This is a genomic window from Streptomyces sp. NBC_00271, assembly GCF_036178845.1.
Lineage (GTDB): Bacteria > Actinomycetota > Actinomycetes > Streptomycetales > Streptomycetaceae > Streptomyces.
In genome coordinates this window covers 3230527-3252228 of the sequence record NZ_CP108070.1, presented here as the reverse complement: position 1 = coordinate 3252228, position 21702 = coordinate 3230527, and the positions used below count along the sequence as shown (strand labels likewise).

Below are 21702 nucleotides of genomic sequence, written 5' to 3'. Positions count from 1 at the left end.
AGGTCATTGGGAACGAATGTTCGAGAGCCTGGTGAGAGGGTCCTCGAACACGAACGGATACGGACGGGTACGGGAGGTGCGTGTGCCGGGGTTCACGCATCTGCACACCGTCTCCGGGTTCTCCCTGCGGTACGGGGCCTCGCACCCGGAGCGGCTGGCCGAGCGTGCCTCGGAGCGGGGCATGGACGCCCTCGCGCTCACCGACCGGGACAGCCTCGCGGGCACGGTCCGGTTCGCCAAGGCCTGCGCGAAAGCGGGTGTCCGTCCACTGTTCGGGGCGGACCTCGCGGTTGAGGCTCCCGCCCGAGAGGCGAGGGCTTCCGCCCGGACGGCGGGGGCCTTCGCCCGGACGGCCGGGGCCTCCGCGCCGACGGGCGGGGCTTTTGCCCGAGCGGCGGGGGAGCCCGTACGAGGGAACGGGGAGCCCGTACGAGGGGAGCGGCGCCGCGCCCCGGTCCGTGGCGGTGCCTTCATCGACGAGTCGACTCCTCGGGTGACCTTCCTCGCCCGGGACGGCGCGGCCGGCTGGGCCGACCTCTGCAGAATCGTCACGGCGGCGCATGCGGGCGGCGGTCCCGACAGCGGCCCGGGGCGGCAGCCCCTGCTGCTCCGGCCGGACAACCACGCCGAGGGACTGACCGTACTGCTCGGACCCGTCTCCGACGTCGGCCGCGCACTAGCCGCGGGGCGCCCCGACCGCGCCGCGAAGCTGCTCGCGCCCTGGCGGGAGATCTACGGCGACGCCCTGCGCCTCGAAGCCGTCTGGCACGGCCGCGAGGGCACCGGGCCCGGGTCCCTGCGGCTCGCCGCCCGCACCGTCGGCTTCGCCGCCGAACAGCGGGTGCGCCCGGTGCTCAGCAACGCCGTCCGGTACGCCGACCCGGGCCTCGGCCCGGTCGCCGACGTCCTGGACGCCGCCCGCCGCCTCGTCCCCGTCGACCCCCGGCGCGAGCTGGACTCCGGCGAGGCCTGGCTCAAGGACGAGGCCGCCATGCTGGGCGCCGCCGAACGGATCGTCGAGGCCGCGGGCTACCGCCGTGACACCGCGTACCGCCTGCTCGAACAGACCCAGGCCACCGCCGCCGAGTGCCTCGTCGACCCCGAGGACGACCTCGGCATCGGCACCGTCCACTTCCCCGAGCCGCATCTCGTCGGTGCGGGCCGGCGCACCGCCCAGCGCGTCCTGGCCTCCCGGGCGGCGGCGGGCATGGTGCTGCGCGGCTACGAACGCAGGCGGGACTACTGGGAACGCATGCACCGCGAGCTGGACATCATCGCCCACCACGACTTCGCCTCCTACTTTCTGACGGTCGCCCAGGTCGTGGACGACGTACGGAAGATGGGCATCCGGGTCGCCGCGCGCGGCTCCGGCGCGGGCTCCCTCGTCAACCACCTCCTCGGTATCGCGCACGCCGACCCGGTCGAGCACGGGCTGCTGATGGAGCGCTTCCTGTCCAAGCGTCGCTCGGTGCTGCCCGACATCGACATCGACGTGGAGTCCGCGCGCAGGCTGGAGGTCTACCGCGCGATCATCGACCGGTTCGGCACCGAGCGGGTCGCGACCGTCTCGATGCCCGAGACCTACCGGGTCCGGCACGCCGTCCGCGATGTGGGCGCCGCGCTCTCCATGGACCCGGCCGACATCGACCGGATCGCCAAGTCCTTCCCGCACATCCGCGCCCGCGACGCCCGCGCGGCGATGGACGAGCTGCCCGAACTGCGGGAGCTGGCGAGGGAGGTTCAGCGGGACGGGGCGAAGTACGGACGGCTGTGGGAGCTGGTCGAGTCCCTCGACGCCCTCCCGCGCGGCATCGCCATGCACCCGTGCGGGGTGCTCCTCTCCGACGCCTCCCTGCTCGCCCGTACGCCGGTCGTGCCGACCAGCGGTGAGGGCTTCCCCATGTCGCAGTTCGACAAGGAGGACGTCGAGGACCTCGGGCTGCTCAAGCTCGATGTGCTGGGCGTGCGGATGCAGTCCGCGATGGCGCACGCGGTGGCCGAGGTGCAGCGGGCCACGGGGGACCGGCCGGACATCGACGCGGTGGCGCCGGGCGACCCGGCGACGTATCGGCTCATCCAGTCCGCCGAGACGCTGGGCTGCTTCCAGATCGAGTCGCCCGGCCAGCGCGACCTGGTCGGGCGGCTGCAGCCCGCGACCTTCCACGACCTCGTCGTCGACATCTCGCTCTTCCGGCCGGGACCGGTCGCAGCCGACATGGTGCGGCCGTTCATCGAGGCGCGGCACGGGCGGACGCCGATCCGCTATCCGCACCCGGACCTGGAGGGACCGCTGAAGGAGACGTACGGCGTCGTGGTCTTCCACGAGCAGATCATCGACATCGTCGACATCATGACCGGCTGCGGACGCGACGAGGCGGACCGGGTGCGGCGCGGGCTGTCCGACCCCGAGGCGCAGGGGCGGATCCGGTTCTGGTTCGCACAGAACGCGGCGGCCAAGGGGTACGACGCCGAGACCATCGCGCGGACCTGGGAGATCGTCGAGGCCTTCGGGTCGTACGGCTTCTGCAAGGCGCACGCGGTCGCCTTCGCCGTCCCGACGTACCAGTCGGCGTGGCTGAAGGCCCATCACCCGGCCGCTTTCTACGCCGGGTTGCTCACGCACGACCCCGGGATGTATCCGAAGCGGCTGCTGCTGGCGGACGCGCGGCGGCGGGGGGTGCCGATCCTTTCGTTGGACGTGAACCGGTCGGCGGTCGCCCACCGTATCGAACTGGTGTCTGAATCTGCTGGCTCTGCCGGCCGCTGGGGTGTCCGCCTCGCCCTCTCCGACGTGCACGGCATCAGCGAGGCCGAGGCGGCGCGGATCGCGGACGGACAGCCGTACGCCTCCCTGCTCGACTTCTGGGAGCGGGCCCGGCCGAGCAGGCCGCTCGCACAGCGGCTCGCGCAGGTCGGCGCGCTGGACGCGTTCGGCGCCAACCGACGTGATCTGCAACTGCACCTGACCGAGCTGCACCGGGGTTCCCGGGGCGCGGGCGGCGGCCAACTCCCCCTGTCCGGCGGGCGGAAGACCGCCTCCGCCGGGCTGCCCGACCTCTCCTCGGCGGAGCGGCTCAGCGCCGAACTGGGCGTGTTGTCGATGGACGCCTCGCGCAATCTGATGGACGACCACCGGGAGTTCCTGGGGGAGCTGGGCGTGGTGACGGCACGTCGGCTGCGGGAGGCGCGACACGGAGAGACGGTCCTGGTCGCGGGCGCCAAGGCGGCCACCCAGACCCCGCCGATCCGCTCCGGCAAACGCGTCATCTTCACCACCCTGGACGACGGCACCGGCCTGGTCGACCTCGCCTTCTTCGACGACTCGCACGACGCCTGCGCCCACACCGTCTTCCACTCCTGGCTGCTGCTGGTGCGCGGAGTGGTGCAGCGCCGGGGCCCGCGCAGCCTCAGCGTGGTGGGCGCGGCGGCCTGGAATCTCGCCGAACTGGTCGAGCTGCGCGCCGAGGGCGGCCTCGACGTGGTGGCGGCGCGGCTGGCGGAGCCCGTGCCGGGGCCCCTGCCGGAGGGGGAGGGCACGAAGGAGAGCCGGAAGATCCGGATGCCCACGGGGTACGAGATGCACCCCTGGGCCGATCTGCGTCCCGCGGGCGAAGGGCCCGCGGGAGGAAAGAAGTTGTGGCACCAGAGTCCGGGGAGTGCGGGATGACCATCCTCTGCGTACGTTTTCAGCTGCCTCCGATGTACGAGGCCGCCCTGCCGGGGCTCCTCGGACTGTTGGAGGAGTTCACCCCCGTCATCGAGGCGCTGCCGCCCGACCGGGCGCTGGTCGATCTGCGGGGCGCCGAACGGTACTTCGGGCGGACCGCCGTGGAGTTCGCCTCGTTGATCCGGGTGCGGGCACTCGCCCTGTACGGGATCGACTGCGCGATCGGCGCCGGACCCGGGCCGATGCTCGCGCGGATGGCACTGCGGGAGGCCGTGCCCGGAGTGGCCCGGGTGGTGCCCGGGGAGCCGGACGCCGTCGCGGAGTTCCTCGCCGAGCGGCCCGTCGGCGCGCTGCCCGGGGTCGGCGGCGCCACCGCCCGCACCCTGTGCGAGTACGGCCTCGACACCATCGGCAAGGTCGCCGCCGCGCCCCTGTCCACGCTCCAGCGCCTGACCGGTGCCCGGACCGGCCGCGAACTGCACGAGAAGGCGTCCGGCATCGACCGCGGTCGGGTCGTCCCGAACGCCACCTCGCGCTCTCTCGCCACCGAACGCCCCTTCTCCCGCGACGAGTTGGACCCCGCCCTGCACCGCCGCGCGCTGCTCTCCGCCACCGAGGAGCTGGGCACCCGGCTGCGCGCCCTGGAGAAGGTCTGCCGCACCCTGACCCTCACCGTCCGCTACGCCGACCGCTCCTCGACCACCCGCAGCCGCACCCTCAAGGAGCCGACCGCCCACTCCTCGGCGCTCACCGCCACCGCGTACGCCCTGTACGAGGCGCTCGGCCTCCAGCGTGCCCGGGTCCGCGCGATCGGCCTGCGCGCCGAGGGCCTCACTCCCGCCGAACAGGCCTCCCACCAGCTGACCTTCGACCCCGTGGACGAGAAGGTCCGCCGCATCGAGGAGGTCGCGGACCGCGCGCGGGCGAAGTTCGGCCCGCATGCGGTGATGCCGGGCACGCTGGCGGCGTAACTCTCCTCAGATGTGCGTCAGTTGGCCCACGGAGGGGTGATGCGGGTGCCGTCGGACAGCTCCGCCGTCAGACCGATGGGCGTGGTGACCCAGGTGATCACGGTCCGGTCGGTCGGGTTCTCGGCGCCGAAGGTCGCCCCGGGGTTGATGATCAGCGTGTCGCCCGCGGTGACCCGCTCGGTGCGTCCGTCGAGCGTGATCACCAGCTCGCCCTCGAGGATGTGGAGGATCTCCTCGCGGCTGACGGTGTGCAGGGGCGCCTTGGTGCCGGCGGGGATCTCGCCCCGCCAGGCGCACAGTTCCTTGCTGCCGGCGCCGGGGCGGGCGTACGAGACGAAGCGGGCGCCGTGCATCTCGTGGACGACGGCATCGGACGGGTGGATGACGGGCATGGCTGCCTCCTGAAAGTGGTCAAGTAGCTTGACTATATGGACTCATGGTCAAGCTGCTTGACCAATTCGTCAAGGGTGTTTCAATGCATCCGTGGAGAACTACGAGGCCATGGCCCTGACCGCCGCCCTGCTCGCCGCCGCGGGCGACCTGACACGGCGCATCAACGACGGCGTCGAAGCCCGTGGCTTCGAGGTGCGGCCCGCGCACGGCTTCGCGTTCGTCCGGCTCGCGCCGGACGGTGCGACGGTCACCGACCTCGCGACCCATCTGGGGATGACCAAGCAGGCCGCCAGTCAGCTCGTCGACGAGCTCGTGCGCAAGGGGTACGCCGAGCGGCGCCCGTATCCCGGTGACGCGCGCGCCCGCCTCGTCGTGCTGACCGAACGCGGCTGGGCCTGCACCCGTGCGGCGGAGGAGGCGGCCGCCGATGTCGTGCGGGCGTGGGCCGAGGTGCTCGGTGAGGGTGAAGTGCGCGTGTTGTGCGACCGATTGATGCGTATCGCGCCCTATGGTCCCATCAGGCCCGCTTGGTGACGATTCGTCAGGTGTTGGCCGCTGTCCGAGACTGCCGCTGTTTTCCGCCGGAAGTTTTTTACTGACGCGTAACTTCACACTTGGGCTACTCGCCCGTAACTTGACGAGTGAACAGCATCCTCGTGATCCGGATCACAGGGCGTACGTCGTCGCAACTCCCTTGAGCCGCAAGGAGATCACCCGATGCTGCCCTGGAAGCGCCTGCTCAGACCCCTCACCGCACTGCTGTTGACCGCGGTGGTCGCCGTGGTCCCCGCCGCCACCGCCCACGCCGCCGCGCCGAGCAGCGGCTGGAACGACTACTCCTGCAAGCCCTCCGCCACCCATCCCCGCCCCGTCGTCCTCGTCCACGGCACCTTCGCCAACTCGATCGACAACTGGCTGACCTTCGCGCCCTACCTGGTGAACCGCGGGTACTGCGTCTTCTCCCTCGACTACGGGCAACTGCCCGGCGTCCCCCTCTTCAACGCCCTCGGCCCCATCGACAAGTCGGCCGAACAGCTTCAGGTATTCGTCGACAAGGTGCTCACCGCGACCGGCGCGGCCAAGGCCGACCTCGTCGGCCACTCGCAGGGCGGCCTGATGCCCCGCTACTACCTCAAGTTCCTCGGCGGAGCCGCCAAGGTGAACACCTTCGTGGGCATCGCGCCCGACAACCATGGCACCACCCTCGACGGCCTCACCAACCTGCTGCCGTACTTCCCGGGCGCCGAGGACCTGCTGTCGGCGGTCACACCCGCGCTCGCCGACCAGATCGTCGGCTCCGCCTTCCTGACCAAGCTCAACGCCGGCGGCGACACCGTCCCGGGCGTGCACTACACGGTGATCGCCACCAAGTACGACGAGGTGGTCACGCCGTACCGCTCACAGTTCCTCACCGGATCCGACGTCCACAACGTGCTGCTGCAGGACCTGTGCCCGGTCGACCTCTCCGAGCACGCGGCGATCGGCCTCATCGACCGGATCGCCTTCCACGAAGCGGCCAACGCCCTCGACCCGGCACACGCCACCACCACGAACTGCGCCTCCGTGTTCAGCTGACCGCCCCGGCCGGGGCCTGTCCGACCTGAGCCGCCGGACAGGCCCCGGAGTGCACCGGGAATGTGACGACAGGGCCTAGCGACCGCGTCGGCCGTCGCGCGGCGCGCGGCGGCGGACCGAGGAGAACAGTGCCGCCGCGCCCAGCGCCAGCGCGCTCGCCCCGCCGATCGCGAGATAGGGGCTGGAGGAGTCACCGCCGGTCTCGGCGAGGTGCCGCTCCGAGACACCCGCGGCCTCGGGCCGGTCGGCGGAGCCGCCGGGAGCTGCCTCGGAGGTGTTCGTGTCGGCCGCCGGAGTGGCCGTGCCGTCGTGGTGGTCGTGCCGCACCGTCGACTTGTCGGCACCGTCGGCTATCTGCTGCTCGGAGGGCGCGGAAGCGGTGGGTGCCGGGGTGGTCGGCGCGGGGGTGGTACCGCTTCCGGTACTCCCCGTGCCCGTATTACTACCGCTGCCCGTACCGCTGCTGCCCGTACTGCCGCCACCGGCACCGGCGTTGCCGGAACCTCCGCCACCGAAGGTGACGTCCGAGCAGGAGTAGAACGCCTCCGGACTGTCCGAGCGCTGCCAGATCGCGTAGAGGAGCTGTCTGCCCGATCGCTGCGGCAGGGTGCCGAAGAAGGTGTAGTAGCCGTCCGTCGCGGCCGGGTCGGTCTTCGTGGCGACCGGGTGAGCCAGGTCCAGATCGGCCCAGGCCAACGGCTTGGACGGGTCGTAGCCCGCCTTGGTGATGTAGACGTCGAAGGTCCCCTTGTGCGGGGCCGTCACCCGGTACTTGAACGTGTACGCGCCGGCGCTCACGCGCGTCGTCGGCCAGTCGGCGCGGGCCAGGTCCAGGCCCTTGAACTCGTCGTTGCCCGCGCTGCACAGCTTCCCGTCGGGGATGAGCCGCTGGTGTCCGCCGTTCGCGTCGCCGATCCGGATGCCGTTCCAGTCGTACAGCGCCTGGGTGCCGCCGGCCGCGACGGCCGCCTTGCAGGCGCCGGATTTCGGGCTCTCGGGATTCTCCGCGTAGCACTGGAAGACCCGGCTGACCGGGTCGCCCATCGTGCCGTGCGCGACGGCGGGCGCCGCGGCGAGCGCGGTCAGGGCGACCGGGGCGACACCGACGGCGACTGCGACGGCGGCCTTGCGGCATTGGGGCCTCCCCTGCTCGAACGTAGTTGAGAGCTTGGGGAAAGACATGGGGGAACTCCTCGAAGCGGGCCTACGGGCGTACGGCGGATCCCGTGGGGGTGATCAGCAAGCTAGCCCGAAGAAACCGCGAAATCGCCTGTTGGAGGCGGGTGAGGGAGATCCTTATGGTCGGCTTAAGGGAGTGCTGAGCCTGCGCTCAGGTAGCTACCGTTTCGGCCATGACAGATGCCCCGAACCAACCGGAGATCCGCCCGGCCGTTGCCGCCGACGTGGCCGCCGTGAAAGCGGTGACCGACGCCGCGTACCACCACTACATCGAGCGCATCGGAGTGGTGCCGAAGCCCATGGAGGCGGACCACGCGGCGAACGTGGCCGCGGGGCGGGTGTTCGTCACGGGGGAACCCGTGAGGGGCCTCGTGGTGATCGAGGCGCGCGAGGACCATCTCTTCCTCGACAGCATCGCCGTCCACCCCGACGCCCATGGCAAGGGCGTCGGGCGACGGCTGCTGGCGTTCGTGGACGCACACGCGCGTGCGCTCGGGCTGACCGAGGTCAGGCTCTACACGAACGCGATGATGTGGGAGAACCAGACGATCTACCCGAAGTACGGGTACGAGGTCGTGGAGCGCCGTGTGGACGGCCGGTACGACCGGATCCACTACCGCAAGCGGCTCGACTGACACTTTCCGCGCCGGGGCGTGTCTCAGTGCCGGGGCGCGCGGCCCGGACCGCTCACTCGTCCGGCCACCACGTGCGGTGGATGTCCTTGCGGACCTCCGGACGCTCGGCCGGGCGCTCGTCGGCCTCGTCCCGCACTCGGCGGGACTGCGACTTACTCAGGGGCTTCTGCACGGTCACACGGCGCATGGCTGCCTCCTTGTGCCTACCGGGATCCGCGGTTGTACGGAGGTAGACCCTTTCCGGGAGAGTTGCTCATCAGTCCGGATCTGTCTGTGGCGGCTGTCACGATTCGACTGTCAGTGGTGGGTGTCACCCTGGGGCACATGACGGGTTACAACGAAATGAATCCAGGTCAGAGCGGTGTCAAACCTTGTCCGAGCGAGGTGGGGCCGGAGCTCGGCGGCGCGGGCGGGGGCGCGGAGACGGTGGCCGACACGGACCGGGTGGACTGGGACGCCGAGGCCGACACCTTCGACGACGAACCGGACCACGGGCTGCGCGACGCCGTCGTGCGGGAGGCCTGGGCGGAGCGGTTGCGCGCCTGGCTGCCCGAGACCCCGTGCGAGGTGCTCGACCTCGGCTGTGGCACCGGCAGCCTGGCGCTTCTCGCGGCCGAGCGGGGCCACCATGTCACCGGGATCGACGGCGCGCCACGCATGGTCGACCTGGCCCGCGCCAAGCTCGCCGGACGTGACGCGGTGTTCCTCCTAGGTGACGCGACGGCACCGCCCGTCGGCGAGCAGCGGTTCGACGTCGTGCTCGTGCGGCACGTCCTGTGGGCGCTGCCCGACCCCGGGCGCGTCCTGCGGCACTGGCGCGGGCTGCTGCGCCCCGGAGGACGGCTCGTCCTGGTCGAGGGGGTGTGGGGGACGCTGAGCCCCGTCGGCATACCCGCGGACCGGCTGGCCGCCCTGCTGGAACCCCTGACCTCGGACCTCCGGGTGGAGCGGCTGTCCGACGACGCGCGGCTGTGGGGGCGCGAGGTGGCGGACGAGCGGTACGCGGTGGTGGCCCACGTCTGACCACCGGGTGCTCGGCGGTCGCCGAGCGGGTGTCCGCCGGGTACCGGCCCTAGCCGAACAGGGCCTCGAAGTCGCCCTCGCGGGCCAGGAGTTCGAGTGTGTCGAGGGCGTTCTGCGCGGCGGCCGCGGCCCGCGGATCGGTCGTCGCGAGGCCGCTCGCCGCGAACTCGTCCTCGTCCAGGCGCAGTACGTCCGTGCCGTCCGCGGAGCGCCACAGGTCCAGGTCGAGGTCCTCGACGACCAGTTCGCCGCCGGAGAGGGTGGCCGGGCGGGTGATGTCGCAGTACCAGCCCTTCCGTACGCCCTCGGCGTCCCGGACCTCCTTGACCGCGTACCAGCGGTCCCGCCAGTAGTGCTCGGTGAAGACATCGCCCGGCTCGAACCGTACGAAGCCGAAGTCGCGGACGCCCTCGCCCGCCCACGGCGCGCGCACGGTGACGCGGGTGCCGTCGTCGGCGAGCAGTTCGGCGGGGTAACGGATCTTCGTGCGACCGGACTTGACGAGGACGACCTCCACGGTGCGAGGTGCGTCAGGCGAGTTCGCGGACATACCGCACCTCCGTCCCGCAGATCTCGTAGCCGAACCACTTGTTGATCGCGATCATCGGTTCGTTGCCGGCGTCGTTGCCCGTGAACGCCTCCGTGTACCCGGCGGCGCGGGCCCGGTGCAGCGAGTCGTTCTTGGCGAGCTTGGCGAGGCCGCGACCGCGGAACGCGGCGGCGGTGCCCGTCATCACGGTGCCGTAGCGGGTGCCGCCGTCCGTGCGGGCCGCGCTGAACGCCGCCGGGCGGCCGTCGACGAGCGCGACCGTGGTCAGCTCGGCGCTGAACAGGGGGTGGCGCCAGGTCTCCTGGAGCCAGGCCTGGTAGTCCGTGAACTCGTGGGGAATGTCGCTGGGTTCGTCCGCCATCGTCTCCGCGTCCAGGGTGAACAGGGGGCGCGGGTCGTCGGCGAAGTCCGAGCCCTTGCACAGTTCGACGCCCGGCGGCGGGCTCTGGAGCGCCGGCAGGGTGCTGCCCGCCAGGTCGAGGCGGAGGAAGTGGGCGGAGCGGCTCGCTCGGTAGCCGTGCTTCTCGGCGAACGCGCGGTTGCCCGGCTCGTCCAGGACCCAGGCGAAGAGCTTGGTCGCGCCCAGGGCCGCCAGGTGCTCCTCGGCGGTGCGCACCAGGAGGGAGCCCGCGCCCCGGCGGGTGCGGTCGGGGTCGACGTACACGTTGAGGTAGCCCTGGTTCGGCTCCGCGCTGTCGTGCGCGATGCCGACCTGGGCCGTGCCGATCGGTTCGCCGTCCTGCTCCGCGAGCAGCGGGCGGTAGTGGGCGTCGGGGTGCGCGTGCGTGACGTCGTACGCGATGGAGTCGGGGGTGTACAGCACGAAGGGGAGTGCGCGGTTTCGGATGTGGGCGAAGCCCTCGGTGTGCCGTCGGTCGTCCGGGCGGACGTCGCTGATGATCACAGTCATGGAGTCGAACGCTACGCGCGAGGTGTGTGCGAGTGCCTCTCATTTTCCGTTCCGTACGGGACAATCGCTGCGTGACGTTGAAGATCCACATCGATGAGGGGGCCGCGCCCTACGAACAGGTGCGTGCCCAGATCTCCGAGCAGGCGCGGTCCGGCGCGCTGCCGGTCGGCTACAAGCTGCCCACCGTGCGGGGGCTGGCCGAGGAACTCGGCCTCGCCGCCAACACGGTCGCCAAGGCCTACCGGGCGCTGGAGTCGGACGGGGTGATCGAGACGCGCGGCCGCAACGGGACGTTCGTCGCCGCGGCGGGCTCGGCGGCGGAGCGCGAAGCGGCGTCGGCCGCACAGGCGTACGCCGAGCGCGTGCACCGCCTCGGCCTCTCCGAGTCCGCCGCGCTGGACGCCGTACGGGATGCCCTGCGGGCGGCCTACGGGGACTAGGTCCTGTCGTCCGGCGTGCGGGTCACCGGCAGGCCCGTTGTTCTTGCGGCGTGGGCGAAGGCCACCGAGTCGTGGATCGCCGCCGCGTTCGGGTCGTTGTTGAAGTACGCGTACACGTCGTGGTGGTCGGACCAGGCGTCCGTGACGCGCCGTACCCAGGTCGTCAGGGACTGCCGGCCGTAGCGCGGCCACGGCTGGGCGCGGCCCTCGTGGAAGCGGACGTAGCCCCAGTCGGTGGTCCGCCACAGGGGCGTCACGGGGCGGGCCAGCACATCGGCCCAGCAGAGGGCGGCACCCCGTGACTCGAGCACCTTGCGCACCTCCGATGTCCACCAGGAGTCGTGGCGCGGTTCGACCGCGACCCGGACGCCGGCGGGGAAGCGGCCCAGACACTCGTCGAGAAGGGCGGGGTCGGCGTGCAGCGTGGGCGGGAGCTGGAGCAGGACCGGGCCCAGGCGGTCGCCGAGCCCGGCGGCGTGGCCCATCAGCCGGTCGACCGGCTCCGCCGGGTCGCGCAGCCGTTTGATGTGCGTCAGATAGCGGCTCGCCTTGAGGGCGACGACGAAGTCGGGCGGGGTGCGCTCCCGCCAGCTCTCGAAGGTCTCCCGCGACGGCAGCCGGTAGAACGCGTTGTTGATCTCGACCGTGGCGAACCGTGCCGCGTACTCCTCCAGCCACAGCCGCATCGGCACCCCGTCCGGGTACAGGACGCCGCGCCAGTCCTTGTACTGCCACCCCGACGTGCCGACGAACAGGGTCATACGACCATCAAAGCACCGCACGCAGTGCCGGGCAGCTACAGATACAGTCCCGCGTCCGCGCCCTCCCGCTGGTCCGGCACCGACGTCGGCGTCGTGCCCCGGCGCAGCGCGTACAGCTCGGCCAGGGTCGCGCCGTCGCGGCCGACGCCCTCCTCCGTGCCCAGCCAGCTCACCGCCTCCGGGCGGGTCAGCGCGCCGACCTCGATCCGGGCGAGGCAGCGGCCGGGGCGGACCACGGCGGGGTGGAGGCGCTCGAGGTCCTCGTTGGTCGTGACGCCCACGAGCACGTTGCGGCCCTGGCCGAGGAGGCCGTCGGTGAGGTTGAGCAGCCGCGAGAGCGCCTGGCCCGCGGTGTGCTTGGCCTCGCCGCGGATCAGCTCGTCGCAGTCCTCGAGCAGGAGCAGCCGCCAGCGGCCCTTGCCCGTGCCGTCCTCCTCGCCGATCGCGATGTCCATCAGATAGCCGACGTCGGAGAAGAGCCGCTCCGGGTCGAGGACGCAGTCCACCTGGCACCAGTCGCGCCAGGAACGGGCCAGGGTGCGCAGGGCCGAGGTCTTGCCCGTGCCGGGCGGGCCGTGCAGCAGCAACAGCCGGCCCGCGATGTCCTCGGGCGTCGTCTTCATCAGCCGGTCCATGGCGTCCGCCACCGGTCCGGTGTAGTTCGACCGCACCTCCTCCCACGTACCCGCGGAGATCTGCCGGGTGGTGCGGTGCGGGCCGCGGCGCGGGGAGACGTACCAGAACCCCATCGTCACGTTCTCCGGCTGGGGTTCGGGTTCGTCCGCCGCGCCGTCCGTCGCCTGGTCGAGGATCTTGGCGGCCAGTTCGGTGCTGGTCGCGGTGACCGTGACGTCGGCGCCGCGGTTCCAGCGGGACACCAGCAGGGTCCAGCCGTCGCCCTCGGCGAGCGTGGCGCTGCGGTCGTCGTCGCGGGCCGAGCGCAGCACGCGGGCGCCCGGCGGGAGGAGCGTCGCCCCGGACCGTACGCGGTCGATGTTCGCCGCGTGCGAGTGCGGCTGCTCGCCCGTCGCGAAGCGGCCGAGGAACAGCGCGTCGACGACGTCCGACGGTGAGTCGCTGTCGTCGACGTTGAGCCGGATCGGCAGTGCGTCGTGTGGGTTGGCAGACATGCCGCCATGATCCGTCACGCGGGCGCCCCGTGCACCCGGTTTCCGCGGTGCGTCCTGTGTGTCGGCTGTGTCTACCCGTATCCCCTCCGTCCTGTTACACGGCTGTGGTCCTACAAGACCTGTCCCGCGGCCGACCCCCGCCGTTACTGTTGCCCTTGATGGGACGTCATGGGTGGAATTCGGGGGCACGGCGGTGGCGGCTCACCGCGCTGCTCGGCGTGGGAGTGGCCGCTCTGGCCCTGGTGGTGACCTTGCTCAACACCCTGCCCGGAGGCGGCGCGAGCACCGCGGGCACCACCCGCGACGGGGACAAGGTGCACGGCACCCCCGTCACCCCGCCCCCAACGCCGCGACCCGAGGTGGGCTGGGGCTTCACCCACACCCAGTACAGCGCAGACCAGGGCAGTGACACGGCCACCCGGCGCGTCGAGGGGCTGCTGGAGAAGCAGTCGGTGCCGCAGATCCAGCACATCATGGGCTGGGGGGCGGGCAACCCCGAACCCTCCAAGGGGCGCTACGACTTCTCCGAGATGGACCGCCGTATCGACTTCATGCGGAAGTCCGGCGGGACCCCGGTCGTCACCCTGTGCTGCTCCCCGGACTGGATGAAGGGCGGCAAGGCCGGCGCGAACAACACGAACTGGAGCCAGGCCGCCCTGGAGACCGCCCCGGACCGCGCCCACTACGCGGACTTCGCCGCGCTCGCCGCGACCGTCGCCAAGCGCTATCCGGACGTCCGTCACTTCATCGTCTGGAACGAGTTCAAGGGTTTCTGGAACGACGGCAAGGCCCGCTGGGACTACGAGGGCTACACCGAGCTCTACAACCTCGTCTACAAGGCGCTGAAGAAGGTCGACAAGGACATCCTGGTCGGCGGGCCCTACCTCGTCATGGACAGCGTCGACCCGCGCCAGACGGAGAACGCGTCGACGACCCTGAAGGGCACCTGGGGCACCATGGACCAGCGGGTCCTCGACGCCTTCGACTACTGGAACAAGAACAAGGTGGGTGCCGACTTCGTCGTCGTCGACGGCTCCAGCTACACCAACGACGACGACCTGCTCCCGAACGAGTTCGCGGCCACCGACAAGTTCACCGCCGTCAGCCGGTGGGTGCGCGAGCAGACTCATGGACTGCCTCTGTGGTGGGCCGAGTACTACGTCGAGCCCGCCGACGGCAACGACGAGCGCACGGGCTGGTCCGAGGCCCACCGCGTCGCCGTCCAGGCCGCCGGCCTGATCGCGATGGCCCGCGGCGGCGCAACCTCCGGCTTCTACTGGAACCCGGAGAAGGAGAAGGGCACCGACTGCGCGGGCTGCCTGTGGACGCCGACCGACCGTGCCGACGGCGGCGCGGCCCTGCCCATGCTCGACCTCGTCTCCCGCTTCAGCCGGGCGTTCGCCCCGGGCTCCACGTACGCGACGGTGTCCGTGGCCCCCGACGACGTGCCCAACGTCCGTGTCCTCGCCACCGACAAGGCCGTCCTGGTCGTGAACACCCTGAACCGGTCCATCAACGCGCAGGTGGACGGCAAGCAGTTCGACATGAGGGCCTACGAAGTGAAGTGGCTCACCCGCTGAACCCGTGATCCCGGGTCCGGGTGAGCCACTGCGCCTGGCTGGACCTTGTGCTACTTCATGGTCAGGAACCGCTGTACGAGCGAGGCCAGCAGCACCGCCAGCAGCGGCAGCGAGAACCAGAAGCTGCTCTGCAGCCACCGCAGCTGCCGCACACTCGGCCGCACCGCGACCCGTACGACCTCCCGCGCCGCCAGCATGATGATGAGCGCCACCGCCGCCAGCGCGCCGACGACCGACCACGGTGTCCAGGTGACCAGCGGACCGATCGGTCCCGGATCGGGCTCGGGCACCTTGCCCGCGGGCTGCTTGCCCAGCGCGTACATCGTCACGTCGTCGTTGACGAGGACCTTCTTCAGGTCCTGCCGGTCGTCGAGGTTGCGGATGAGCCGCGACTCCCAGGTCGCCGAGTAGCCCACGTCCATCTGGAGGTAGACCACCTGACTGCGGTTGATCATCAGGTACGAGTTCGGGCCGGCGTCCTTGAGCGACTTGACCAGCCCGGACACCAGCACCGGGTCGCTGGGTGCCAGCGTCGGCACGTACTGCACCTTCTCCATGTCCCGGGTGCCCCACGGCATCGCGGGCGTCACGTTGTTGACCGTGTCGTTGCTCAGCCACAGCAGCCGTACGGTCGGCTTGTCGTGCGCGTACACGTAGTTCATGGCCGTGACCTCGCCCGGCCGGATCCGCTCGAAGGACTCGTTGCCCCAACGGGCCACCAGGAAGCCACCCATGAGCAGCAGACCCGCCATGGCCGCGGCCAGCGGGGCGAGGCTCACCCGGTCCTTCTCCCGTTCCTTCGCGGTGACGCCGGTGCGCGGGAAGAGGGCGAGGCCGGCCAGCAGCGCCGCCCCCGGCAGGGCGAACATGAAGACCCGCAGGGCCATCTCGCCGCCGTACGACTGCATGCCGAAGCCCAGGAACGGGACGAAGGTCAGGACGATCAGCGACCGCTCGCGGTACTTGTGGTCGCGCCGTCGCCACCAGCCCCAGCAGGCGAAGGCCATCACCCCGCCGGCGAGCAGCACGCGCGCGTAGAGGACGAGTTTGTGTGTCGAACTGCCGCCCTGGATACGGCCGGAGACGGAGGTCGACACATTGCTGCCGACGCCGCCGACCCCGCCGAACAGGTCGTTGAAGTGCCCCGACCAGTACGGCTCGGCCATGAAGCCGATCCAGACGCAGACCAGCACGGCGAACAGGATCGGCAGCCCGCGCAGTTCGCAGCGGCCCGCGAGGACGAGGACCGCGAGCACTCCGAGCATCACGAACGGGGTGAGCTGGTGTGCCGGGACGCTCGCCGCGAACAGGCCGATCAGCACCATGAGGAGCACGGCCCGCTGGCGCCGGTCGGTCGCCTCGACCTCCGCCTCGCCCGGGCGCACCTTCGCCCACAGCACACGCGGCGCCCGGAACCACACCAGGAGGATCGCCACGAAGACGAGGTAGAGGAGGTAGGTGAAGCCCTGGGGGGAGAAGTAGTCCTGGCCCACCCAGCCGCTCAGCACGAAGATCCAGATGCCGGTCCACTTGGCGCGCCAGCTCGCCCGCATCGAACGCACGAGCAGGAACATCGGGGCCAGGTAGAGCAGCTGCATGGTCAGCGGCCACCAGCGGATCACCTCGGTGAGGTCGCTGACACCGCAGGCCTTGGCGACGAACGCGGCCCCCGCGAAGAAGCCCGGCCAGCTCCAGCGGGCGTCCAGGTCGGGCACTGCGGACCCGGTGCGGTCGATGTAGTCGATGAAGCCGAGGTGCTGCCAGGCGGTGGCGAACCGTGGCTCGGTCTCGATGACCGCGGGGAGCGCGTGCAGGGAGATCACGGTGGCGAGCAGGGTGATGAGCAGCAGGCCCCTGTGCTCGCGGTTCATCCAGAGCAGCGAGGCGAAGACCGTGATCAGGAGAGCCGCGCCGATCAGGGTGGGCAGCGGCAGGACGGAGATGAGGCCGAGGCCGCCCATCTTGTCGAGGGAGGCGTCGTCGAGGCCCAGTGCCGGGACCCAGTAGAGGAGCAGTGCGGAGATCAGCAGGAAGCCGAGGAGCACGCCGGGTTTGGAGGGGTGTCGTAGGCGTTCACGGAGGGGTGGTGGGGGTGGTGGGGTTGTGTCGTCTGCCGGCTGCGGGTCGGTGGTGGCTGATCGCGCCCACGCGGCGGAGCCGCTTGATGTCCCGCCCCGCGCCCCTGTCGGGGCGCTGTCCGAACCGTCCGTCTCGAAGGGAGCGTCGACTTCCGGGGCCTCCGCCGGGCCCAGGGAAGCCTCCGAGCCCGGCTCCCGCGCCTCCACCGGCAGACCCACTGAGGGCGGTTGCGGCTTGAGCGCCCAGGTCGGGCGGTGGTCCGGGCGTGCCTTGGGTGTGCCCGTGGGTGGGGTGCCGGGGCCCGGGCGGACGTCCGGGCGGCGTTCCTGGTGGTCGAAGTCGACGTGCACGCCGAGGGCGAGGGTGTCGGAGTCGAGGGCCCAGGCGGGCCCCCGCTTCGCCTCGCGCGGCTTCGCCGCGGCCACGTCGCGCGCACCCAGGTCGGCGAGGTCCCCGTCCGGCGCTGCGCCCGCCGGGAGTTCGGCGGGCGGCGCGGTCCGTACGATCTTGAACAGCTTGGGCGCGGCGATCGACACGATCACCGCGAGGCTGGAGATCTCCGCGACGCCCGCCCCGGTCAGGCCCATCCGGGGCAGCAGGATCACCGTCAGGCCGAGGACCAGGACGCACAGCAGGCCCTGCAGATAGGCGAGTCCGGAGGTGCGGCTCTGGGCGCGCAGCACCGCGAAGTACGTCTCCATGACGACCCGCAGCAGCGCGCCGACCGCGAACCAGCGCAGCAGCGGGGTCGCCGCGTGCGCGTAGCCGTCGCCGAACACGTGCAGGATGAACGGCGCCCCGACGAACAGCAGTCCGCACACGGGCAGCATGATCCGCGTCATGCGCTTGATCGCGGCCCGGGTGTTCGCGGCGAGCCGCGCGGGGTCGTGCGAGCCCTCGACGGTCAGCGAGGCGCCCATGTTGATGGCGAGCAGGTTGACCGTGCCGCCGATCGTCGTGGTGATGTAGAAGTACGCGTTGTCGGAGGAGCTGACCTGCGAGGCGACGATCACCGGCACGAGATAGACGACGGCGAGCGAGAAGAGCGAGCCGGTGTAGTCGCCGGCGAGGAAGCGTCCGACCTCCTTGAGCGTGGGCGGGTTCGCGCGTTCCTCGGTCGCCTTGATGTGCCGGGGGACCAGCCGCCGGAAGACCAGCAGGCCGAGCGGTACCACCGACAGGGCGATCGCGGCGACCCAGGAGACGAAGACACCCGTCGTCGGGATCGCGGCGGCGAGCCCGATGAGCAGCGCCAGCTTCACCGCGGAGAACACGGTGTTGCCCACCGGCACCCAGAGCGCGCTGCGCAGTCCGGTCAGCACGCCGTCCTGCAGGGTCAGCAGCGACCAGGCGACGACCGCCAGGATGAAGCCGAGGCCGTTGAGCGGGCCGTGCAGGAAGCGGTACGAGGGTCCCCATGCGTTCAGCGTCAGTAGGAAGACCACGGCGGCCAGCGCCACGACCACCGAACTTCCCGCGTACGTACGGAAGATGAGGCGTCCGGTGGCGCGGCCCGCGACGGGGATGAAGCGGGCCAGGGCTCCGGTCAGGGTCACCGCGGTCAGGCCCGCGAGGAGCTTCATCGCGGCGATCGCGGCGGAGCCCTGGCCGACCGCGGTGTCGGAGTAGTAGCGGGCGGCGACCAGCCAGTAGCCGAGCCCGAGCACCGCGGAGATCCCGGTGTTGAGCATCAGGGCGTAGGCGTTGCGGAAGAGTTGGTTGCCTCCGCCGCCGTCCTTGCGGCCCCGGCCGGGCAGGCGGAGGCGGCGCCCGGGCCGCTGCTCGGGCGCCTCGGCGGTGGGCGATGAAGCCTGGGCTGTGGTCGTCGTGTCAGACACGGGAACGGATGGCCTTCCGCCGGACCTGTCGTGCTCTTCGGACCATGGCGTACCCCTTGGTGAGGGCGCGGTCCCGGACGAAATTGCGGGTGATCGCGCGGCCCTCGACGAGCCGCTCGAACTCCTCGATACCGGTGCTGCGGCGCACGGTCACGCGTTGCAGGGCGTACGGGCCCTGGCGGCGGCGCGCCAGACCGTTGCCTACGGCGAGCGACTGGGCGAAGCCCGTCTCCCGCACCATCTGGCGCACCCGGCGGCTGGAGTAGCCGTAGGGGTACGCGAACGAGGCCGGGCGGCTGCCCAGCTCGTCGGCGATGATCTCCTTGCAGCGCAGCACCTCGAACCGGAGCGCGTCGTCGGAGAGCTGGTCCAGCTGCGGGTGTGTGTGGCTGTGCCCGCCGATCTCGACCTGCTCGGCGGCGAGTTCGCGCACCTGAGCCCAGCTCAGCATGGCGTCGAGGCCGCCTCCGGTGTCGTACGCGCCCTTGATCCACCCCGTCGAGACGAACAGCGTGGCGGCGAAGCCGTGCTTGGCCAGCACGGGCAGCCCGTGCCGGTGCACGCCCTCGTAACCGTCGTCGAAGGTGATCAGCACGGGTCGCTCCGGCAGCGGTCCGCCGGACCGCCACCGCGCCGCCAGCGCCGCCGTGTCGACGGGGGTGAACCCCTGGTCCCCGAGCAGCGCCATCTGCTCGGCGAACGCCTCGGGTCCGACGGACAGTTCACGCGTCGCGTCATTGGGTGCGGCGGCGATGGAGTGGTACATGAGGATGGGTACGGGGGTGTCGTTCACCGGCCCGCACCTCCCTCGTGCACCCGGCCCGCCGCCCCCTCGCGTCCCGGACCGCTCTCGGTCCCGTTCTCGATCTCGGCCACGGTGAACGTGGCGCCGCCCCTGCGGGCCCGGACGCTGCCGAGCACGTACCCGCCGGCCGCCGTCAGGACACCGGCCACGATGGCGCCCGCGCGGCCCGCGCCGCCCGGGCGGGCGAGCAGGGCGTCGCGCAGTCCGCGGGCCACCCCGGCGGGCAGGACGCGGGTCGTGTAGCGGCGCTCCGACTCGAGGCCCTTGTCGGCGCCGACGCTCCGGGCGACCAGGGCCTTGGAGAGGCCCTCGGCGTAGGCGCGGGTGCGGAAGTAGGCGAAGTGCTCGCGTGGTTCCGGTACCCGGTGGTGGATGACCGCGCGGTCGTCGATCAGCAGGATCGCGTCCGGGCGGGCGCGGGTGAGGCGGATGCACAGCTCCGTCTCCTCACAGCCCAGCGGACGCTTGTCGCCGTCGCGGCCGATGCCGGTCGCGAAGCCGCCCGCCGTGTCGAACGCCGTACGACGGAAAGAAGCGTTTCCGCCCAGGACGTTGCGGACCTGGACCCGGCCCGGCGGCAGCCCCTTGTACGTGCAGCCCACCACCCAGTCGAACTCCTCGGGGAACCAGGCGGGCCGGCGTCCCGACGCCCAGATCGGCATCGTACGGCCGCCGACGGCCATGACCCGTGGGTCGGCGTATCCCGAGGCGAAGTGGCGCAGCCAGTCGCGCTCGGCCACGGCGTCGTCGTCGAGGAACGCGATGATCTCGCCGTGCGCGACGGCGATCCCGGTGTTGCGGCCCGCGGACAGGCCGCGCGGGCCCGCGTTGGCGAGCACCCGTACCGCGTCGGTCTCCTTGTACTCCCTGCTCAGCCGGTCGAGCAGGGTGGGGTTGTGGTCCACGACGAGGAGCGTCTCCAGGGCGGGCAGCGACTGCGCCCGCACCGAGGAGACCGCCGCGAGGATGTCCTCCCAGCGGTCCTCGGTGTAGACGCAGATCACCACAGAGATGTCGGGACTGCTCAAGACACCTCTCCCTGGCCCGAGTCGAGCTGGGCGGCGTGCGGCCTGCGGCGCAGAGCACGCCGGTTGGAACGCTCACCCATGATCACCTTGAGCACCCGGAACCCGTCCCGCACGGCCCGCAGATTGCTCGTGCCGTGGATGCGGAGGTACTCGTGGCTGGGTATCTCCTGCACCTTGAGCCCGGCCTTGACCACCCGGATGTTCATCAGGGTCTCGACCTCGAAGCCGGTGCAGTCGAGTTCGATCTGGTCCAGGCAGTGCCGCCAGAACGCGTTGTAGCCGTAGCAGAGGTCGGTGTAGCGGGCGCCGAACTTGGCGTTGACGGCCGCGCACAGCACTCGGTTGCCCAGCTTGCGGATCGGTGTCATGTCGGAGGTGCCGCCGCCGTTGGCGAACCGCGAGCCCTTGGCGAAGTCCGCCCCGGACACCAGCGCGGACACATACGACACGATCTCGTGGCCGTCGGCCGAGCCGTCCGCGTCGACCATCACGATGATGTCGCCGGTGCACGCCTCGAATCCGGTGATCAGGGCGTCGCCCTTGCCCTTTCCCTGCTGCGTGACGACCTTGACGTCGGGCCACAGTTCACGGGCCACCTCGACCGTGTCGTCGGTGGAATTGCCGTCGACAAGAACCACTTCGTGTATCCAGGCGGGAAGGGTCTTGAAGACGTACGGGAGGTTCTCCGCCTCATTCATGGCGGGAATCACGACACTCACCGGTGGCGCGATGGCCAGGTGAGAGGAGATCGGCCGGTATTTGCCGGCCATTAACGGATCTTCGCCCGATACGGCTGGGCGCAGGACTGAGCTCATGAGTCTGGTCCCTCTCGTCCGGTGGACCGCCCGCCCCTGGGCGGTCCGGCTTTTAGTCCGGTTCGAAAGGGGGGTTCTCACTTACGGCATGACGAAATGGATCTCCGTGCATGCCGGGTGAGCTGGCAAAGCTGGCCGATTCCGAAGGCGGAAGTCCGAAGACGGAAGCCCGAGGACGGAATTCCGGATGCGGAAACCGGTCGCGCGGCACGACTCGGCACAAGTGTGGTCACCGAGCACGGCACCCCCCTACCGCGCCCCGCGCCGGACCCTCTTCGCGATCTTGAGCCCTCCCCTAGATCGCATGTGCGTGATGGTCCGAT

Annotated in this window: 19 protein-coding genes; 8 read left to right on the top strand and 11 right to left on the bottom strand. The window is 71.2% G+C overall.

Annotated features, from left to right (window positions below; all coding sequences use genetic code 11):
• Window positions 1–82: 82 nt before the first annotated feature.
• Complete coding sequence (locus tag OG798_RS15250; protein ID WP_328757198.1) at window positions 83–3667, top strand: DNA polymerase III subunit alpha; 3585 nt, start codon at window positions 83–85, stop codon at window positions 3665–3667.
• The gene (locus OG798_RS15245) at window positions 3664–4638 is read left to right on the top strand and encodes a DNA polymerase Y family protein (protein WP_267061391.1); all 975 of its coding nucleotides are present in this window, start codon (window positions 3664–3666) and stop codon (window positions 4636–4638) included. The genes OG798_RS15250 and OG798_RS15245 overlap by 4 nt, the downstream gene beginning before the upstream one ends.
• Before the next feature lie 17 nt (window positions 4639–4655).
• On the opposite strand, the gene OG798_RS15240 is transcribed toward OG798_RS15245, so the two are convergent.
• Window positions 4656–5030 (bottom strand): cupin domain-containing protein, encoded by a 375-nt coding sequence (locus tag OG798_RS15240; RefSeq protein ID WP_075027785.1) that lies wholly within the window; start codon window positions 5028–5030, stop codon window positions 4656–4658.
• 91 nt (window positions 5031–5121) lie between these two features.
• Between OG798_RS15240 and OG798_RS15235 the strand changes: the two genes are divergently transcribed.
• Together OG798_RS15235 and OG798_RS15230 are read left to right on the top strand one after the other, a co-directional pair.
• Window positions 5122–5565 (top strand): MarR family winged helix-turn-helix transcriptional regulator, encoded by a 444-nt coding sequence (locus OG798_RS15235; RefSeq protein ID WP_121416598.1) that lies wholly within the window; start codon window positions 5122–5124, stop codon window positions 5563–5565.
• A 183-nt stretch (window positions 5566–5748) separates the two neighbouring features.
• Window positions 5749–6606: an esterase/lipase family protein gene (locus tag OG798_RS15230; protein WP_267061390.1), complete on the top strand. Its 858-nt coding sequence runs from the start codon at window positions 5749–5751 to the stop codon at window positions 6604–6606.
• A 75-nt stretch (window positions 6607–6681) separates the two neighbouring features.
• Here the strand turns inward: OG798_RS15230 and OG798_RS15225 are convergent, their stop codons facing one another.
• A complete protein-coding gene (locus tag OG798_RS15225; protein ID WP_267061389.1) occupies window positions 6682–7788 on the bottom strand; it encodes a lytic polysaccharide monooxygenase auxiliary activity family 9 protein in 1107 nt (368 codons plus the stop codon).
• 170 nt (window positions 7789–7958) lie between these two features.
• Between OG798_RS15225 and OG798_RS15220 the strand changes: the two genes are divergently transcribed.
• Window positions 7959–8420: a GNAT family N-acetyltransferase gene (locus OG798_RS15220; RefSeq protein WP_095855489.1), complete on the top strand. Its 462-nt coding sequence runs from the start codon at window positions 7959–7961 to the stop codon at window positions 8418–8420.
• Window positions 8421–8472: 52 nt separating this feature from the next.
• On the opposite strand, the gene OG798_RS15215 is transcribed toward OG798_RS15220, so the two are convergent.
• Window positions 8473–8607 carry a hypothetical protein gene (locus OG798_RS15215; protein WP_095855490.1) on the bottom strand — a complete coding sequence of 45 codons (135 nt, stop codon included), beginning with the start codon at window positions 8605–8607 and terminating at the stop codon, window positions 8473–8475.
• A gap of 137 nt (window positions 8608–8744) precedes the next feature.
• Between OG798_RS15215 and OG798_RS15210 the strand changes: the two genes are divergently transcribed.
• Window positions 8745–9443, top strand: coding sequence for a class I SAM-dependent methyltransferase (locus OG798_RS15210; protein WP_267061388.1), 699 nt, complete (start codon window positions 8745–8747; stop codon window positions 9441–9443).
• A gap of 49 nt (window positions 9444–9492) precedes the next feature.
• Here OG798_RS15210 and OG798_RS15205 read toward each other — a convergent pair whose 3' ends face one another.
• Both OG798_RS15205 and OG798_RS15200 read right to left on the bottom strand, forming a co-directional pair.
• A complete protein-coding gene (locus tag OG798_RS15205; RefSeq protein ID WP_267061387.1) occupies window positions 9493–9993 on the bottom strand; it encodes a DUF402 domain-containing protein in 501 nt (166 codons plus the stop codon).
• On the bottom strand, window positions 9974–10903 hold the full coding sequence (locus OG798_RS15200; protein WP_267061386.1) for a GNAT family N-acetyltransferase: 930 nt from the start codon (window positions 10901–10903) through the stop codon (window positions 9974–9976). Before OG798_RS15200 ends, OG798_RS15205 begins: the two co-directional genes overlap by 20 nt.
• Before the next feature lie 71 nt (window positions 10904–10974).
• Between OG798_RS15200 and OG798_RS15195 the strand changes: the two genes are divergently transcribed.
• Window positions 10975–11343 carry a GntR family transcriptional regulator gene (locus OG798_RS15195; protein ID WP_177324034.1) on the top strand — a complete coding sequence of 123 codons (369 nt, stop codon included), beginning with the start codon at window positions 10975–10977 and terminating at the stop codon, window positions 11341–11343.
• Here the strand turns inward: OG798_RS15195 and OG798_RS15190 are convergent.
• Window positions 11340–12104, bottom strand: coding sequence for a DUF72 domain-containing protein (locus tag OG798_RS15190; RefSeq protein WP_095855493.1), 765 nt, complete (start codon window positions 12102–12104; stop codon window positions 11340–11342). The two genes, OG798_RS15195 and OG798_RS15190, sit on opposite strands and share 4 nt — an antisense overlap.
• Before the next feature lie 35 nt (window positions 12105–12139).
• A complete protein-coding gene (locus OG798_RS15185; RefSeq protein ID WP_054231066.1) occupies window positions 12140–13234 on the bottom strand; it encodes a DUF5925 domain-containing protein in 1095 nt (364 codons plus the stop codon).
• Between the two features lie 158 nt (window positions 13235–13392).
• Here OG798_RS15185 and OG798_RS15180 point away from each other — a divergent pair, with 158 nt between their 5' ends.
• Complete coding sequence (locus OG798_RS15180; RefSeq protein ID WP_095855494.1) at window positions 13393–14814, top strand: GH39 family glycosyl hydrolase; 1422 nt, start codon at window positions 13393–13395, stop codon at window positions 14812–14814.
• 50 nt (window positions 14815–14864) lie between these two features.
• Here the strand turns inward: OG798_RS15180 and OG798_RS15175 are convergent, their stop codons facing one another.
• From OG798_RS15175 to OG798_RS15160, 4 genes are read right to left on the bottom strand one after another with little or no spacing between them, the layout of a single operon-like run.
• Window positions 14865–18731 (bottom strand): lipopolysaccharide biosynthesis protein, encoded by a 3867-nt coding sequence (locus OG798_RS15175; RefSeq protein ID WP_121416603.1) that lies wholly within the window; start codon window positions 18729–18731, stop codon window positions 14865–14867.
• Window positions 18724–19524, bottom strand: coding sequence for a polysaccharide deacetylase family protein (locus tag OG798_RS15170; RefSeq protein ID WP_267061384.1), 801 nt, complete (start codon window positions 19522–19524; stop codon window positions 18724–18726). Before OG798_RS15170 ends, OG798_RS15175 begins: the two co-directional genes overlap by 8 nt.
• Window positions 19521–20564, bottom strand: a complete 1044-nt coding sequence (locus OG798_RS15165; RefSeq protein ID WP_267061383.1) for a glycosyltransferase family 2 protein — start codon at window positions 20562–20564, stop codon at window positions 19521–19523. The genes OG798_RS15170 and OG798_RS15165 overlap by 4 nt, the downstream gene beginning before the upstream one ends.
• Complete coding sequence (locus OG798_RS15160) at window positions 20561–21379, bottom strand: glycosyltransferase family 2 protein (protein ID WP_095855496.1); 819 nt, start codon at window positions 21377–21379, stop codon at window positions 20561–20563. Before OG798_RS15160 ends, OG798_RS15165 begins: the two co-directional genes overlap by 4 nt.
• Window positions 21380–21702 lie beyond the last annotated feature (323 nt).